Genomic DNA, 16,116 nt, shown 5'->3' with positions numbered 1-16,116 from the left:
AAAAATGAAAAATCCATTTAAAAAAATTATTCAAAATGAAGAATTACCTGCTTCTCTTAAGAAGAAGGTACTTGATGATGTTGAAATAGTAAAATTATCACTAGATCTGGCTGATTTATTTGCTATAAAATATCCAAATTCTCTTGAAGAACTTTTTAAAATAGTAAGTCGTTCTAACAAAAATTAAGGTTTAACCTCCAAAATCGTATGGAAAAATTTCTAAATTTTAAATTGATTGAAAATATATTTAATGAACTGTATGAAATTATACCTAATATCATTGGTGCAATTTTGTTCATTTTAATCGGGTGGCTAATTGTAAAACTCATTCTTTTTATCATTAAAAAATCCTTGAAACTAACCAAAATTGATACTTTGGTATCAAAGATTAGTGAGAATGGGACTCTTTTTAATTCTACCGCCAAAATCGAACCTGCCAAAATAATTTTAGCTTTTGTTAAGTGGTTTCTTATTCTTGTATTGGTCATCGTTGGTGCCGATATGTTTGGTTTAAATATGGTTTCAAATGGTGCAGGAAGACTAATCGATTATTTACCCAAAATATTCAGTTCGATCGTAATTTTAGGATTAGGATTATACCTGGCATCTATAGTAAGAAAATCTGTTTATGCCTTGCTAAAATCTCTGGATCTTAACGGATCTAAACTAATAAGTTCTATACTTTTTTTTAGTATCGTAGCCATTGTGGCTATTACCGCTTTAAATCAGGCAGGTATCAATACTAGTATTATAACCAATAATCTTTCTCTTATTCTGGGAGCTTTTTTAGCCACTTTTGTACTTGCCTTAGGTTTAGGCTCCAGAGATATTGTATACAGATTATTACTTGGTTTTTATTCTAAAAAGAATTTTGAGGTAGGACAAAAAATTAGAATCGAAGATGACGAAGGAATTATTATTTCTATCGACAATATTTGCATAACAGTAGAAAAGAATGACAATAATAGAATAGTCTACCCCATTAAACTTATAGCAAATAAAAAAATCGAAATTATTAGTTAAACACTTCATCAAACATATTAATTTTCAGAAACAGATATATTGTTATGTGTTATAATTATAAACTTATTCAAGGGTAGTGTATAAAATATTTATAACATCGAAATACTCACATGCCCTTATTGAATAAAAAGTATTCATAAAAATTATACTCTTAATTATAAAAAAAAGAGATTCAAAAGTGACTTTTTAGATTCTTATGTGTCAAAACTATATAACAGGTAAAATAGGAGTTTCATACTTCTTATAAAAAGAGAGAGATGATTGTATTGATTACTATTCAGATCTTAATACTAATAGTTTTAATTATACTAATAGTTCGTAATTGGTTTGAATACATGAAGGATAAGAGACAACTACACAAGATTAATAAAGAAAAAGGAAAAATTTAGGGGGTCCAAAAATTACATAATTTGTGTTTTTTTTGGATAATTACGTTTTTTATAGCAGGTCAGTTGATAAGGGGATTTTATAAATCAACTGGCCTCTATAAAGAATGAATATTTTTTACTTTCAGTACAATTGTATATTTTCTTTGATGTTAGGACTATTACATTTGATCGTTAAAATTTCCTAATATTCATTAACACAATCGTGTTTTTTAAAACCAATTGCCTCTAGTTTCCGATATTTGGGAAAAAACAAATCTTGAAAAGAATATTTTTATTTTTAGTACTTGCTTGTCATTTTTCTGTATACTCACAATTTGACATTAAAGGAATTGTCATAAATAATTCGAATAAACTTCCGATTGCCAATGTAAGTGTTCATGATACAGGTAGCAACATCAAAGTTTTTACTGATACTGATGGTAAGTTCTCTATAAAATCTTTAGAAAAAATAACGTTTTTTAAAGATGGTTATACCGAAATTACTATAGACATTAACAACTATAGTTCTACTAAAGACGGGTACATAGTAATACCATTAACCCCCATTACAAATTTGGTAGAGGTGGTGATAGAAGATTATTTTCGTCCACAAAAACATAGGTACGCAACAGAAGCGATCTCTTCTATTACAACTAGTGATATTAATCGTGGCAACCCTATAGAGTTACACCCTATTCTTAATAAAGTTGCTGGTGTTTTTATGCAAAATGGTACTTTGAATACCAATAGAATTACAATTAGAGGAATCGGAGCCAGAAACTTATTTGGCACTGCCAATATAAGAGCCTATTTTGGAGATATCCCATTAACCGATGGAAATGGAGAATCTTCTATAGAGGATTTAGAACTTGGTTCATTATCCCGTATAGAAATCCGTAAAGGACCTTCTTCAAGCAGCTATGGTGTAGGGCTAGGAGGAACTATCTTATTTCAACCTCAATATGCAAATACAAATACCTCTGAGGGTGAGTTCACGACATCATTCGGGAGTTATGGACTAAGAAGAGTTTTGGCAAAAGCAGCTATATCCAAAGAAAAATCTAATATTACAGTACTCTATAGTAACAATCATACCGATGGCTATCGTGATAACAATGAATATGATCGAAATACAATAACACTGGTCTCTGGTTTTGATATCGGAAAGAAAAATAATTTTTCGGTAATAGGTAGCTTTGTTCATCTTAATGCCGGTATTCCCAGTTCTCTAGATCAGGAAAATTTTGATAATAATCCTAGACAAGCTGCATTTACCTGGGGACGTTCACAAGGAAATGAAGATGTAGATTATGGAATATTAGGAATCACCTGGAAACATAATTACAATCCAAAAATAACACATAACACCAGTATTTTTGGTTCTTTTAGAAATAATGACGAGTCCAGACCTTTTAATATCTTGAAAGAAAACGCTACTAGTTTTGGTATAAGAAACCGTATTTTAGGTACTCACCTAATTGCAAATCAAGAATTAAATTGGAGTGTAGGCGGAGAATTATTTCTGGATTATTATACCGGTAAGACTTTTGAAAACTTATACCGAGATTTTCCTCTTGGTACAGGTAGTGTACAGGGCAATCAACTTTCTGATCTTGATGAAAAACGATACTATTACAATATTTTTGCTGAAGCAAATTATAAGATTAGTAAAAAGTTTAGAATAAACTTGGGTACGAATCTTAATCAGACTTTTTTTGATATCAATGATCAATTCTTATCCGATGGAGAGGATAGCTCTGGTAAATTTGATTACGATCCCATACTCTCTCCCAAAATAGGAATGAACTATACTCTAAACTCTCAATTTACATTCTATGGAAACATTGCCCATGGTTTCTCTACGCCAACTACTTCAGAGACACTATTACCCAATGGCCTTTTTAACCCTGATATAAAACCCGAAATAGGATGGAATTACGAAATCGGCACCCGATATAGTCTATTACATGATAGACTCTATGGTTCTGTATCACTATATCAATTTAGAGTAAAAGATCTCTTGGTTTCAAGAAGAACTATCGACGATAATTTCTTTGCTATTAATGCAGGAAAAACTATACATAATGGTGCCGAATTAGAATTGAATTTCGATATGATAAAAATAAACTCCGGAGTATTAAAATTCTTTTTCAATGCATCAATATATGATCACAAATTTGATGATTTTATAGATTTGGATAATGATTTTTCGAGTAATGATCTTACCGGTGTTCCTTCGGGGGTTACCAATTCTGGAATCGAATTTATAGCTCAAAAAGGGTTTTATGGTAATTTTAATTTTCAGACTGTAGGTAAAATACCTGCAAATGATGCAAATACTACATTTAGCAAAAGCTATGAATTGCTACATGGCAAAATAGGATATAAAAATAGTATTGGATCTCGCTTTACATACGACTTATTTTTTGGGGCAAATAATATTTTAGACACCAAGTATGCCTCTCAATTACAAATCAATGCCCGAGGATTTGGGGGTAATGCCCCAAGATATTTCTATCCTGGTTTACCATTTAATGTATATGGAGGGATTAACATAAATTATAGATTATAAATAATATTTCTTTGTATTTTTCAGAAATTAACAAAAAATCTATGAAATTCTCATCATTTTTAATTTCTCTCGCAATTGTATTTTCAGCTTGTGCACAGCAACAAAAAGAAAATGATATCACGCTACAAAATGACCCTAAAAACTATACTACAGAAATTGTTGTTCCTGATTTGCAAATCCCTTGGGGAATGGCCTGGTTGCCTGATGGTAGCATGCTTATTACAGAAAAAAGCGGAGAATTAATTCATTTTAAGAATGGTAACAAAACCTCTATTGGCAATGTCCCTGAAGTATATAACCGTAACCAGGGTGGATTGTTAGATATAGAACTACATCCTAAATATAAAGAAAATGGATGGCTATACATCACTTATTCTTCTAAAGAAGGTGCAGAAAAAGGTGGTAATACAGCGTTGATTAGAGCCAAACTAAACAACAATCAATTAACCAATATAGAAAAACTATATAAAGGAACTCCTAATACTACAAAAGGACACCATTTTGGATCACGAATAGAATTTGACAACGAAGGATACCTTTACTTTTCTATCGGAGATCGTGGCAATAGAGATATCAACCCTCAGGATATTACTCGGGATGGAGGAAAAATATATCGTCTTCATGATGATGGCTCTATTCCTAAAGACAATCCATTTGTTACCAAAAATGGAGCAAAAAAAGCGGTCTTTTCTTATGGTCATCGTAATCCGCAAGGAATGGCAATACATCCTAATGGTACAATCTGGGTTCATGAACATGGCCCTAGAGGTGGTGATGAAATTAATCCAATCATAAAAGGCGCAAACTATGGGTGGCCTGTAATCACTTATGGTATTAATTATAGTGGTACATCTATTACAGATATCACTAAAAAAGAAGGAATGGAACAGCCTTTATATTATTGGGTACCTTCTATTGCTCCCAGCGGAATGGATTTTATAACCAGTGATATTTATCCCCAATGGAAAAATAACTTACTGGTAGGTTCACTAGTATTTCAATATCTTGAATTGGTAGAATTAACCGATGATAAGGTTACAGGACGAAAAAAATTATTAGAAGGTATAGGACGTGTGCGTAATGTAAGACAGGGACCTGATGGCTTTATCTATGTAGCAGTAGAAAATAAAGGTATTGTAAAAATAATTCCTAATTAAATTAGAAACCTGTAAACGCATGAGAAAGTATTTAAAACGTTTCTTCGTTATAGAGATTGCCATAGTAATCATAAGTATTTCACTTGTTGCACAACAAGAAAAATCAGATACCAAATATACCCTCTATTCAGTATCAAAAATTCAGGATACAAAATTATCAGAGAGTATAGCTCGCGGAAACGAGATTTACACTGATTTTTGTATGCAATGTCATCTTCCAGACGGAAAAGGATCTCCTAATGTATTTCCGCCTTTGGCAGGATCAGATTGGTTGATCAATAAACGAAAAGAAAGCATCTATTCTATCAAATATGGATTAAATGGTCCTATCAAAGTTAATGGTAAAACTTATAATAGTGCCATGACCTCATTGGGTCTCGAAGACGAAGAAATTGCAGATGTAATGAATTATATTATGAATAGTTGGGGAAATACTCAGAAAAAAATGGTAACTGTAGAAGAAGTTGCCAGGGTTAAAAAATAATATGTCTTCAAAGTTTATAATGACAATGAAGAATTCATTTAACAAGATATAACAATTGGGTTATGTATAACGTTAATAAAATTAACTAACTAACCAAACATGACATATGAAATTCTTAGTATTTATTTCTATATTTCTAATCATGTATCATGGTAGTTCTCAAAAAAAAAGAGATGCTAATCCCAATACCTATAGATTTAGTTATAAATCAGAGCTATATAAAGGTACCAGGTATGAGATAACTACAAAACTAAGAGCATTAAAGAATAATTCATGGTTTGTAAATATTCCCGAAGAAAAGCAAGTAGAGCTTACAAGTTTATTTAAAAAAGTAAAAAATCAACCTATACCTAGATTATATAGAAAGGATGCAATTGTATTTCTTGATGCATTATATGCTTATGAAGATTTCTTAACAATATATGACAATGCACTTTATGAGGTGATCCAACACCTGAAACATGATATGCGTCGTCTTGATTTTAAATTCGAAAGGCAGTTTACGCAAGCCAAAATACAACTAAATCGTACCCAGAAAGAAGCAAAAAATAATATAGAACGAATAGATCTCCTAAAGAAGGATGTTCGTGATAGTCAAATAAAACTAGTAAGCCACAGGTGGATGAAGAAAAAAATGGAAAAGTATATCGGTATGGATGCCGTTAAAAATCCAGATGAATTGATCAAAGAGTTTAAAAAGGCCGAAGCTATGAATGTTTTTACTATGATTGAAGAAAAGAAGATTGAAAAAATCAATTCGTATCTTGTAGATCAAATCATTGATTTTTTTTATAAAAAATCACTACCAGAGATAAATACAGATGCTCTGAAGTTAGATTATATCGATAAAATATAAATCAGGTATTACTAACAATTTATAAGTATCTTACTTTCCTTAATAACAATTCATGATAGAATCTAACAAAGACAAAAATGCCTGGGCTTGGGTGCCTTCATTATATTTTACAGAAGGATTGCCATATGTGATCATCATCACGTTTTCTGTAATCATGTACAAAAAACTAGGAATTAGTAATGCCGATATCGGCTTGTATACCAGTTGGCTTTATCTCCCTTGGGTTATAAAACCATTATGGAGTCCGTTTGTAGATATTAAAAGTACCAAACGTAATTGGTTTTTAAGCATGCAACTCCTTATTGCTATAGCATTTTTGGGAGTAGGATTAACGATCCCTACCAATAATTTCTTTATCCTTAGTCTTTCGTGTTTCTGGATCGCTGCATTTGCATCTGCCACAAATGATATCGCCTCTGATGGTTTTTACCTTATTAGCCTTTCACAAAAAAAACAATCCTTTTTCTTGGGAGTACGTAGCACATTTTATCGTTTGGCTATGGTAACCGGTCAAGGATTAATTGTAGTGCTTGCTGGTTTTTTAGAAGAGCATTATGGTAATAATCAAAAAGCATGGTCCTATACCATGATTATTACTGCTATTTTCATGATCATATTAACGGTAATAAATCTCTTTGCAACTCCAAAAGTAGAAAATGAAGCCGGAGCTTCTAAAGAAAAACCAATACGTTTCTTCGATGTTTTTAAAACCTTCTTTCAAAAAAAACAAATCGGTATTGTTCTCGCTTTTATTCTTCTTTATAGATTAGGAGAGTCTCAATTGGTAAAAATGGCTTCTCCCTTTTTGCTAGATCAGAATGAAGCTGGTGGATTAGCGCTATCTACCACCGAAGTAGGGACTATTTATGGTACATTTGGGATTATTGCTTTAACTATAGGAGGAATTTTGGGAGGTATTGCCATTTCTATATATGGTTTAAAAAAATGGATGCTTCCTATGATTTTAGCTTTAAACTTACCCAATATACTATATGTTTTATTAGCTTTCTGGCAACCATCTTCTGTTGTATTTGCGACATTGGTTGTTATTATAGAGCAATTCGGATATGGATTTGGGTTTGCAGCGTATCTCATGTTTTTGATTTATGTAGCAGAAGGTGTTTCTAAAACTTCTCATTATGCAATTGCAACAGGATTTATGGCATTGGGTATGATGTTGCCTGGTATGATTAGTGGTTTCATCCAGGAGATTCTTGGATATACTGGGTTCTTTATTTGGGTTGCCGTTGCTGCAATTCCTGGTATTATCCTTACTCGATACATCCAATATCCTGCTAACTACGGAAAAAAAGACAAAAATTAAATTACTGCGAATAATGAACCTATCCAGCCTTTCTAAAACCGAAAAAATTGGTCAGTTTTTCTTTCCGGCCGCATTTATTAATGACACAGAGCAGGAAATAAAAGAAGTTGAAAAATTAATACTAGACTACAAAGTAGGAGGCCTCACTTTTTTTCATAGCAGAGCTAGTGCTGCTACTAATTTTGAAGGTAAGAAAAAAGTTATTCGAAATGAAAACAGTGCCAAGCGACTTGCAGAACTTATAACGCACTATCAAAACATAGCCCCTACTCCATTACTCATTAGTATTGATGCAGAATGGGGTTTAGCAATGCGAGTAGAAAATACTCCTCAATATCCTTATGCCATAACATTAGGAGCCATCCCAGAGGATCAATCAAATTTGATTACCGAAGTAGGAAAACAGATAGGAAATGATCTTAAAAACATAGGAATTCATCTTAATTTGGCTCCAGTGGCCGATATTAATGTCAATCCTAATAATCCTGTAATTGGTTATCGCTCTTTTGGTGAAAAAAAAGAACAGGTCACTCTTAAATCTTTGGCTCTATACAAAGGGCTTAAGGCTTCAGGAGTATTAGGTTGTTTTAAACATTTTCCGGGACATGGGGATACAGCTGTAGATTCACATCTTGGACTTCCTGTAATCTCCAAATCCCGACAAGAATTATATGATGAAGAACTGTATCCATTTATAAAAGCAATAGCATCGGGAATTGATAGTATTCTGATCGGGCATTTGGCCGTACCTTCTTTAACCAACGGAAAAGATGTATCGGCTACTTTATCAAAAGATATCATTAAAGGAGTTTTAAGAAACGAATTAGGTTTTGAAGGTGCTGTTATTTCTGATGCTCTTAATATGCATAGTGTTTCTAAATTATATCCTCAAAAAGGAATGTTAGAATGGAAAGCATTTGACGCTGGTAATGATATTCTATGTTTTGCAGAACATGTACCAGAAGGTATTCGTACTATAGAAAAAAATGCAACAGACCAACAAATTGAGGAAAGTTTTACAAGAATTCAAAAACTGAAAGAAGATGCATTTAAAAAAAATATATCGAATCCTACTTTTGATTTTGAAAAAGCAGCTTCTTTAAATAATAGTATCGCCAAAGTATCACTTACCCATTATAAATCGGATAAAGAAAGTTTTGAAAAATTTAATACCCAAGATTTTGAAGCTGTAGTTATAGGAAATAATGAAGATTGTACTTTTTTTGAAGAAATTAATGTGTCAAAACAATTTACAAAGATGAGGTATACCTCACCTTTTTCTACTACCCTTTCTAGTAATAACATTCTTATAGCACTATTTCCTCCCTCTATAAAGCCAATACATGAGTTTGGTATTGATCCAGAAATACAACAAACTATAGAAGAGTTAAGTAGGTCGAAAAATGTAATTTTATATTTATTTGGTAACCCGTATGCTTTGAGAGTATTACATACTACGGATATGAACAATATAGTACTTGTATATCAGGATTTTAAAACTTTTCAGGAAACTGCAGCCAAACACTTTCTTGGGCTACATACAGCTATTGGCTTATCTCCTGTACAACTTTCAATATAAAAAGATATGAGTTCGATTAAAAATGAATATACCGTAATCGGTTTAATGTCTGGAACTTCTCTAGACGGATTGGATATTGTCTGTTGTACATTTAAGAAGAAAAATGATACATGGACATTCTCTATTAATGCTAGTGATAGTATTGATTATGATGTTATGTTTAAAGAACAATTAAAAAATACAATATATCTCGAACCAACAGCTTTACTGGCTTTTCATAACGAATATGGAAGTTGGCTTGGCCATCAGGTCAAAAAATTTATAACTACAAATAATATTCATGTAGATTTTGTGGCCAGTCATGGTCACACTGTTTTTCATCAACCCGAGATTGGATTAACATATCAAATAGGATCTGGACAACATCTTGCGAATGCATGTGGGCAAAAAGTGATCTGCGATTTTAGAACCAATGATGTTGCCCTTGGTGGTCAGGGAGCTCCCCTGGTTCCTATAGGTGATCAATTGTTATTTGGTCAATATGATTTTTGTCTTAATCTTGGTGGCATTAGTAACATCTCTTTTAATAGCGGGAGAAAAAGAATTGCTTATGATATTTCACCTGCCAATATGTTACTTAATTTTATCTGTTCGACTATAGATAAAACATATGATAAAGGTGGAGAAATCGCAAAAACTGGTACTTTAAACCAGCCTTTACTCGATACTTTAAATAACCTGTCGTATTACGCACTTCCGTTTCCAAAATCTTTGGGATATGAATGGTTTGCCGAAGAAATGATTCCTATTATTGTTCATAATCAGGATTCTGCAGAAAATCTTTTACATACAGCAGTTCATCATATTACAACTCAAATAGCAGATGTAATCAAGAAAACTAAGCATCAAAATAGTACTATGCTGGTAACTGGTGGTGGTGCAAAAAATGATTTTCTTGTTGACTTATTGCAGCAAAAATTAGATGGTTTTGCAACTGTGGTAATTCCTTCAGAAGAAATTATTAATTTTAAAGAAGCACTGATCTTTGCATTTATGGGTGTACTTAGAGAGAGAAATGAAGTAAATTGCCTGCAATCTGTTACCGGAGCAAGGAAAGATTCTTCTGCAGGAGTTTCTTACCATCCGTGGTAAAAATCTCTTGTATATTTCTATGATCTAACAAAAGGTATATTATAACTTTTACGACTATAGAAGTTTTGATATGTAATTACTCAAAAACAATCTTTAAATTTGTCAAAAAAATCAGAAATGCTAATTATCGGTATCGCCGGAGGAACAGGGTGTGGTAAAACTACTGTAGTGAATCAAATTGTAAATGAATTACCAGAAAACGAAGTATGTGTCATATCACAAGACTCATATTATAAAGATACAAGTCATCTCACGTACGAAGAACGAGTTAAAATAAATTTTGATCATCCGCAATCTATAGATTTTGAGCTATTATGTCAACATCTGACCGCACTTAGAAAAGGAGAAACCATAGCGCAACCAGTTTACTCTTTTGTAGAACATAATCGAACCAGTGAAACTGTTAGTACAGCACCAAGCAAAGTAATCATTGTTGAAGGAATTTTGATACTTACTAACCCTAAAATACGGGAGATGTTTGATATCAAAATATATGTACAAACCGATAGTGATGAACGCTTAATACGTAGATTAAAAAGAGATATCGCAGAGCGTGGACGTGACATGGATGAAGTTTTGGATCGATACCAAAATACTTTAAAGCCTATGCATCAACAGTTCATTGATCCAACCAAAGAATTTGCTGATCTTATTATACCTAACAACAACTATAATAACGTAGCTATTGATATTGTACGTACCATTATCAAAGAACGCTTGAATTAACTTTTGTACCTTTACAACAAATATTATTCTCAATTAGATTGAAGCTAAAACAATATTTTCAAAAACTAAAAAATAAACCGGCATTGATCCCGATATTTGCTATATTTTTAAATAAATATGTGCTCATTGTTCTGTTGTTTATAGTTTGGATGCTGTTTTTTGACACTAATTCCTGGTTGATTCACAGAGAGCTAGATGAAGAGATCCAGGAGCTTGAAGATAACAAAGAATACTATATGAAGGAGATTGTAAAAGATCAAAAAGATATTAAAGTATTAAAAGACAGTAGCGAACTTGAAAAATTTGCTAGAGAAGAATATTTTATGAAGCGAGATAATGAAGAAATATACATTATTGAGTACGAAGATAGTGTACCTAAAAACAAAAAAGATGACTAAATCCCTATTCGATAGTTTTGAAACAGTTTCTACAAAACAATGGAAACAAAAAATTCAATTTGATCTCAAAGGTGCAGATTATAATGAAGCATTGATTTATAAATCTTTAGAAGGTATTGATATAAAACCTTTTTATAACCAGGAAGATAACATAGAAAACAGCTCTGTATCTCATCCTTCTACCTGGAAAAATTGTATAAAAATAGTAGTTAATTCAGCAAATATTGGAAATCAAAAAGCACTTGAAGCTATTAAAAAAGGTGCCGAGAGTATTCATTTTGTAATCTTACAAGAAGACATTGATCCAAACAGCCTTTTGCAACATATTACTGTTGCTACTTGTGTTTTTATAGAAACTAAATTTCTTTCTCCTTCTTATGTTCAACAACTAAATCATATTGCCAAAAAAGCTAGTCTTAGTATCTATATTTTAACCGATATTATTAATAATCTCGCGAGTACAGGAAACTGGTATAAAACACTACAAGAAGATCATACTGCATTAGAACAAATCACTAAAAATGATCACCTTAAAAACAATATTAGTATTGATATAGGACTATATCAAAATGCAGGTGCTACAATGGTACAGCAATTAGCGTATGGATTAGCTCATGCCAATGAATATTTAAATCATTTTGAAACCTCATCAAGTACATTCTTAGAAAAAACACCTGTAGTTTTTAAAGTTGCAATAGGTGGTAATTACTTTTTTGAAATTGCTAAACTAAGAGCACTTAGATTATTATGGAGCACATTAGCGCCAGCATATAATGCTACAACAGAGTGTCATATTTTGGCTTATCCATCATACAGAAACAAGACCATTCTGGATTATAATGTAAATATGCTACGTACTACTACAGAATGCATGAGTGCAATATTAGGCGGTGCTGATACCATTCAAAATCTACCTTATGACGATATTTATCATCTCGAAAATGATTTTGGAACAAGAATTTCTTTAAATCAACTTTTAGTTCTAAAAAACGAAAGCTACTTTGATCTGGTTGCCAACCCTGCTTCGGGATCTTATTATATTGAGAGTATAACAAAACAAATGGCAGATAAGGCATTATCGCTATTTAAAAATATAGAAGAAAATGGTGGTTTCTTGAAGCAACTAAAATCTGGAATTATTCAGAAAAAAATAAAAGAAAGTGCCGAAAAAGAGCAAGAACTATTCGATAGTCAAAAAATTATATTAACAGGAACCAATAAATATCAAAACCCCGAAGAACATATTCCTGAATTTCAGAAAACAGTATTTCCAGAAAAAAGAGTTCGAAAAACACTTTTGCCCCCAATAATAACAAAAAGATTGTCTCTAGAAATAGAAAGAAAAGCAATACAACCGTAACACAAACTTTTAATTTAAAACATATTTGATATCTATTATTCTATTTTATTGGTAATAGAAAAAGTATTTAAGTAAATAGAAAAATGCAATGTCTTTTTATACAAGTTTTTAAAGTGGTTAACCCTATTCTATAGTATCACTAATTATACAAAAAGTGGTAATTATAATTTCGAATTCAAGAAAAAAAACACAATAAAACGTTAATATTTGCCAACTTATTGTTAACTTCCCAACTGAATTATAAAATTTAGTCTATACATTAACATTACTAAATCTAAATCAATGCCCCTTAAGATTAGATCTAGAATTATAGTCATAACTTTATTGGTATGCATAAAGATGACTTATTCTCAGTCTGGTTATGACTGCCTTAGTGTAGATGAAACCGGTATTATAAAAAAAGCATACGACTCTTTTGAGAATGACCTGTTTACACATTATAAATTTGGTACAGACTCTATAAAAACTTACAGAACTTTCTTAGCCGAAGTAGCTAGTTTATCCCTTGACTTAAGAAAACTTCCTTCTGAAAACTCTATTAAACTTGCTAGAGAATTTAAAAAGATCGCTAATAATAAAACCTCTCTTTGGATCAAATTAAGCGAATACGAGAATCAAGAGGCTGTAAAAAAATCTACACCCACCACAACAAAAAAAAACGGAGAAGAAATTTTAATTTTCAATTATAGAGGTGGGTTTATTCAATGTCTTAAAAATACAAGTGATAGTGATGATTTTAAAGATATTGTTTCTACCCTCGAGGAGGATGGTAATGTTAGCACATCACTAATCTCACAAAGGGTCTATTATATTCCAGACAAAGAGTTTTGTGCAATAGAAATAAAAAACTTTATAGCCTTTGATATATACTACTCGATCTTAATGGTTATCGAAAAGGCATTTAAGTAATTTTTGCACTATTCTCTAAAAACTTAAACTCGAATCGATTTTTTTTTAATAAAAATCATTTTTAAAAGCTTAATTTTATAGCCTTGTTAATTTATCATTTTTAAAAATGAGGCTTTGAGTAATGAATAGAAAAGACATACAACATATCCAATTACCAAAAGAAGCTATCCCTAATAGACAGCAGCAGATTTCTACATTTACTACTTCAGAAGGAGTTGATATAAAATCTTTTTATGAAAAAGAAGATATTAAAGATCTGGATCATCTCGATTTTTCTGCCGGGATTCCTCCCTATTTACGAGGTCCTTACTCAACAATGTATGTTCGTAGACCATGGACAATACGGCAATATGCAGGATTTTCTACAGCAGAAGAAAGTAATGCTTTTTATCGCAGAAACCTTGCAGCAGGGCAAAAAGGATTATCTGTAGCTTTTGATCTGGCTACACATCGTGGATATGACAGTGATCATGAACGTGTTTTTGGTGATGTAGGTATGGCAGGAGTAGCGATCGACACCGTAGAAGACATGAAAGTTCTATTTGATCAGATTCCACTCGATAAAATGTCTGTTTCTATGACTATGAATGGAGCTGTTTTGCCTATTATGGCATTTTATATTGTAGCTGCAGAAGAACAAGGTGTAGATAAAAATTTACTCTCGGGAACCATCCAAAATGATATCTTAAAAGAGTTTATGGTACGTAATACTTATGTATACCCACCTACTCCATCTATGCGAATCATTGGTGATATTTTTAAATATTGTTCTAAGAATATGCCAAAATTTAATCCTATAAGTATCTCTGGATACCACATGCAGGAAGCGGGTGCTACCTGTGATATCGAATTGGCCTACACATTAGCCGATGGATTAGAGTATATTAGAAAGGGAATTGAAGCTGGCATGGATGTCGATTCATTTGCTCCGCGTCTTTCTTTCTTTTGGGCAATTGGTATGAATCATTTTATGGAAATTGCTAAAATGCGTGCTGCACGTATGCTATGGGCCAAATTGATCAAACAGTTTAATCCAAAAAATCCAAAATCTTTAATGCTCCGTACGCATTGTCAAACCAGTGGATGGAGTCTTACTGCACAAGATCCATTTAATAATGTGGCTCGTACATGCATAGAAGCTAGTGCTGCTGCTTTTGGAGGAACACAAAGTTTACATACCAATGCGCTTGATGAAGCCATTGCATTACCCACAGACTTTTCTGCAAGAATTGCCAGAAATACCCAAATATATCTACAAGTAGAAACTCAGATTACCCGCACGGTTGATCCATGGGCAGGAAGTTATTATGTAGAATCTCTAACCAACGATATTGCTGAGAAAGCATGGAAACTTATCGAAGAAGTAGAAGAACTGGGAGGAATGACCAAAGCTATTGAAGCAGGAATTCCAAAGATGAGAATAGAAGAAGCTGCTGCACGTAAACAAGCCAGAATCGATAGCGAACAAGATGTAATCATAGGAGTTAATAAATTTAAATTAGAAGAAGAAGAGGCCATTAGTACTTTAAAAGTAGATAATCAAGCTGTGAGAGCCCAACAAATAGAAGGGCTTAACAAAGTAAAAGCTTCTAGAGATGAGCAGGCGGTACAAAATGCGTTGAAAAATTTAACCATAGCAGCAACTAATGAAGATCAAAATTTGTTAGCTTTAGCTGTAGAAGCTGCAAGACTAAGAGCTACGTTAGGAGAAATTAGTGATGCCTTAGAAAAAGAATTTGGAAGATACAAAGCTGAAATTAAATCATTTACGGGAGTGTATGCAAAAGAAATAAAAGATGATGCTTCTTTTAATAAAGCAAGAGAATTAGCAAATCAATATGCCGAATTAGAAGGTCGAAGACCAAGGATTATGATTGCCAAAATGGGGCAAGACGGTCATGATCGCGGTGCAAAAGTTGTTGCAACCAGTTATGCAGATGTTGGCTTTGATGTAGATATTGGTCCACTATTTCAAACTCCGGTTGAAGCGGCAAAACAAGCAGTAGAAAATGATGTACATATTGTAGGAGTATCTTCGCTTGCAGGAGGGCACAAAACTCTGGTTCCGCAAATCGTAGAAGAGCTTAAAAAATATGGTAGAGAAGACATAATGGTTATTGTTGGTGGTGTAATTCCTCCTGACGATTATGATGTTCTTTTTGAAGCTGGAGCTGTAGCTATCTTTGGGCCCGGAACAAAAATAAGTGATGCAGCAATCACCATCCTAGAGATTTTAATTTCTGTATTTAAGTAATACTATCGATTGCA

The 16,116-nt window shown here is 32.5% G+C and carries 14 protein-coding genes; all 14 read left to right on the top strand.

Annotation, left to right across the window (positions count from 1 at the left end; genetic code table 11):
* The first annotated feature begins 4 nt into the window (after positions 1-4).
* The gene (locus tag ATO12_RS15665; protein ID WP_034243360.1) at positions 5-187 is read left to right on the top strand and encodes a hypothetical protein; all 183 of its coding nucleotides are present in this window, start codon (positions 5-7) and stop codon (positions 185-187) included.
* Between the two features lie 20 nt (positions 188-207).
* Entirely contained in the window at positions 208-1,023 is an 816-nt protein-coding gene (locus tag ATO12_RS15660) for a mechanosensitive ion channel family protein (RefSeq protein ID WP_034243356.1), read from the top strand.
* Positions 1,024-1,668: 645 nt separating this feature from the next.
* Complete coding sequence (locus ATO12_RS15655; protein ID WP_051575865.1) at positions 1,669-3,963, top strand: TonB-dependent receptor domain-containing protein; 2,295 nt, start codon at positions 1,669-1,671, stop codon at positions 3,961-3,963.
* A gap of 41 nt (positions 3,964-4,004) precedes the next feature.
* On the top strand, positions 4,005-5,120 hold the full coding sequence (locus ATO12_RS15650; RefSeq protein ID WP_034243349.1) for a PQQ-dependent sugar dehydrogenase: 1,116 nt from the start codon (positions 4,005-4,007) through the stop codon (positions 5,118-5,120).
* A gap of 19 nt (positions 5,121-5,139) precedes the next feature.
* A complete protein-coding gene (locus tag ATO12_RS15645; protein ID WP_034243345.1) occupies positions 5,140-5,604 on the top strand; it encodes a c-type cytochrome in 465 nt (154 codons plus the stop codon).
* A gap of 106 nt (positions 5,605-5,710) precedes the next feature.
* On the top strand, positions 5,711-6,460 hold the full coding sequence (locus tag ATO12_RS15640; RefSeq protein WP_131248845.1) for a hypothetical protein: 750 nt from the start codon (positions 5,711-5,713) through the stop codon (positions 6,458-6,460).
* A 52-nt stretch (positions 6,461-6,512) separates the two neighbouring features.
* On the top strand, positions 6,513-7,784 hold the full coding sequence (locus ATO12_RS15635) for an MFS transporter (protein WP_034243339.1): 1,272 nt from the start codon (positions 6,513-6,515) through the stop codon (positions 7,782-7,784).
* 13 nt (positions 7,785-7,797) lie between these two features.
* Positions 7,798-9,363, top strand: a complete 1,566-nt coding sequence (locus ATO12_RS15630) for a glycoside hydrolase family 3 protein (protein WP_034243335.1) — start codon at positions 7,798-7,800, stop codon at positions 9,361-9,363.
* 6 nt (positions 9,364-9,369) lie between these two features.
* Positions 9,370-10,455, top strand: a complete 1,086-nt coding sequence (locus ATO12_RS15625) for an anhydro-N-acetylmuramic acid kinase (protein ID WP_034243332.1) — start codon at positions 9,370-9,372, stop codon at positions 10,453-10,455.
* Between the two features lie 117 nt (positions 10,456-10,572).
* On the top strand, positions 10,573-11,181 hold the full coding sequence (gene udk, locus ATO12_RS15620) for a uridine kinase (protein ID WP_034243328.1): 609 nt from the start codon (positions 10,573-10,575) through the stop codon (positions 11,179-11,181).
* Between the two features lie 38 nt (positions 11,182-11,219).
* Positions 11,220-11,579, top strand: coding sequence for an FtsB family cell division protein (locus ATO12_RS15615; protein ID WP_394331716.1), 360 nt, complete (start codon positions 11,220-11,222; stop codon positions 11,577-11,579).
* A complete protein-coding gene (locus ATO12_RS15610) occupies positions 11,572-12,939 on the top strand; it encodes a methylmalonyl-CoA mutase subunit beta (RefSeq protein WP_034243325.1) in 1,368 nt (455 codons plus the stop codon). Before ATO12_RS15615 ends, ATO12_RS15610 begins: the two co-directional genes overlap by 8 nt.
* 282 nt (positions 12,940-13,221) lie before the next feature.
* Entirely contained in the window at positions 13,222-13,848 is a 627-nt protein-coding gene (locus tag ATO12_RS15605) for a hypothetical protein (protein WP_165583394.1), read from the top strand.
* Positions 13,849-13,969: 121 nt separating this feature from the next.
* Complete coding sequence (gene scpA, locus ATO12_RS15600; RefSeq protein ID WP_034243318.1) at positions 13,970-16,102, top strand: methylmalonyl-CoA mutase; 2,133 nt, start codon at positions 13,970-13,972, stop codon at positions 16,100-16,102.
* Positions 16,103-16,116 lie beyond the last annotated feature (14 nt).

The organism is Aquimarina atlantica (genome assembly GCF_000626715.1).
Taxonomy (GTDB): Bacteria; Bacteroidota; Bacteroidia; order Flavobacteriales; family Flavobacteriaceae; genus Aquimarina; species Aquimarina atlantica.
This window is presented reverse-complemented; position numbering and strand designations above follow the sequence as displayed.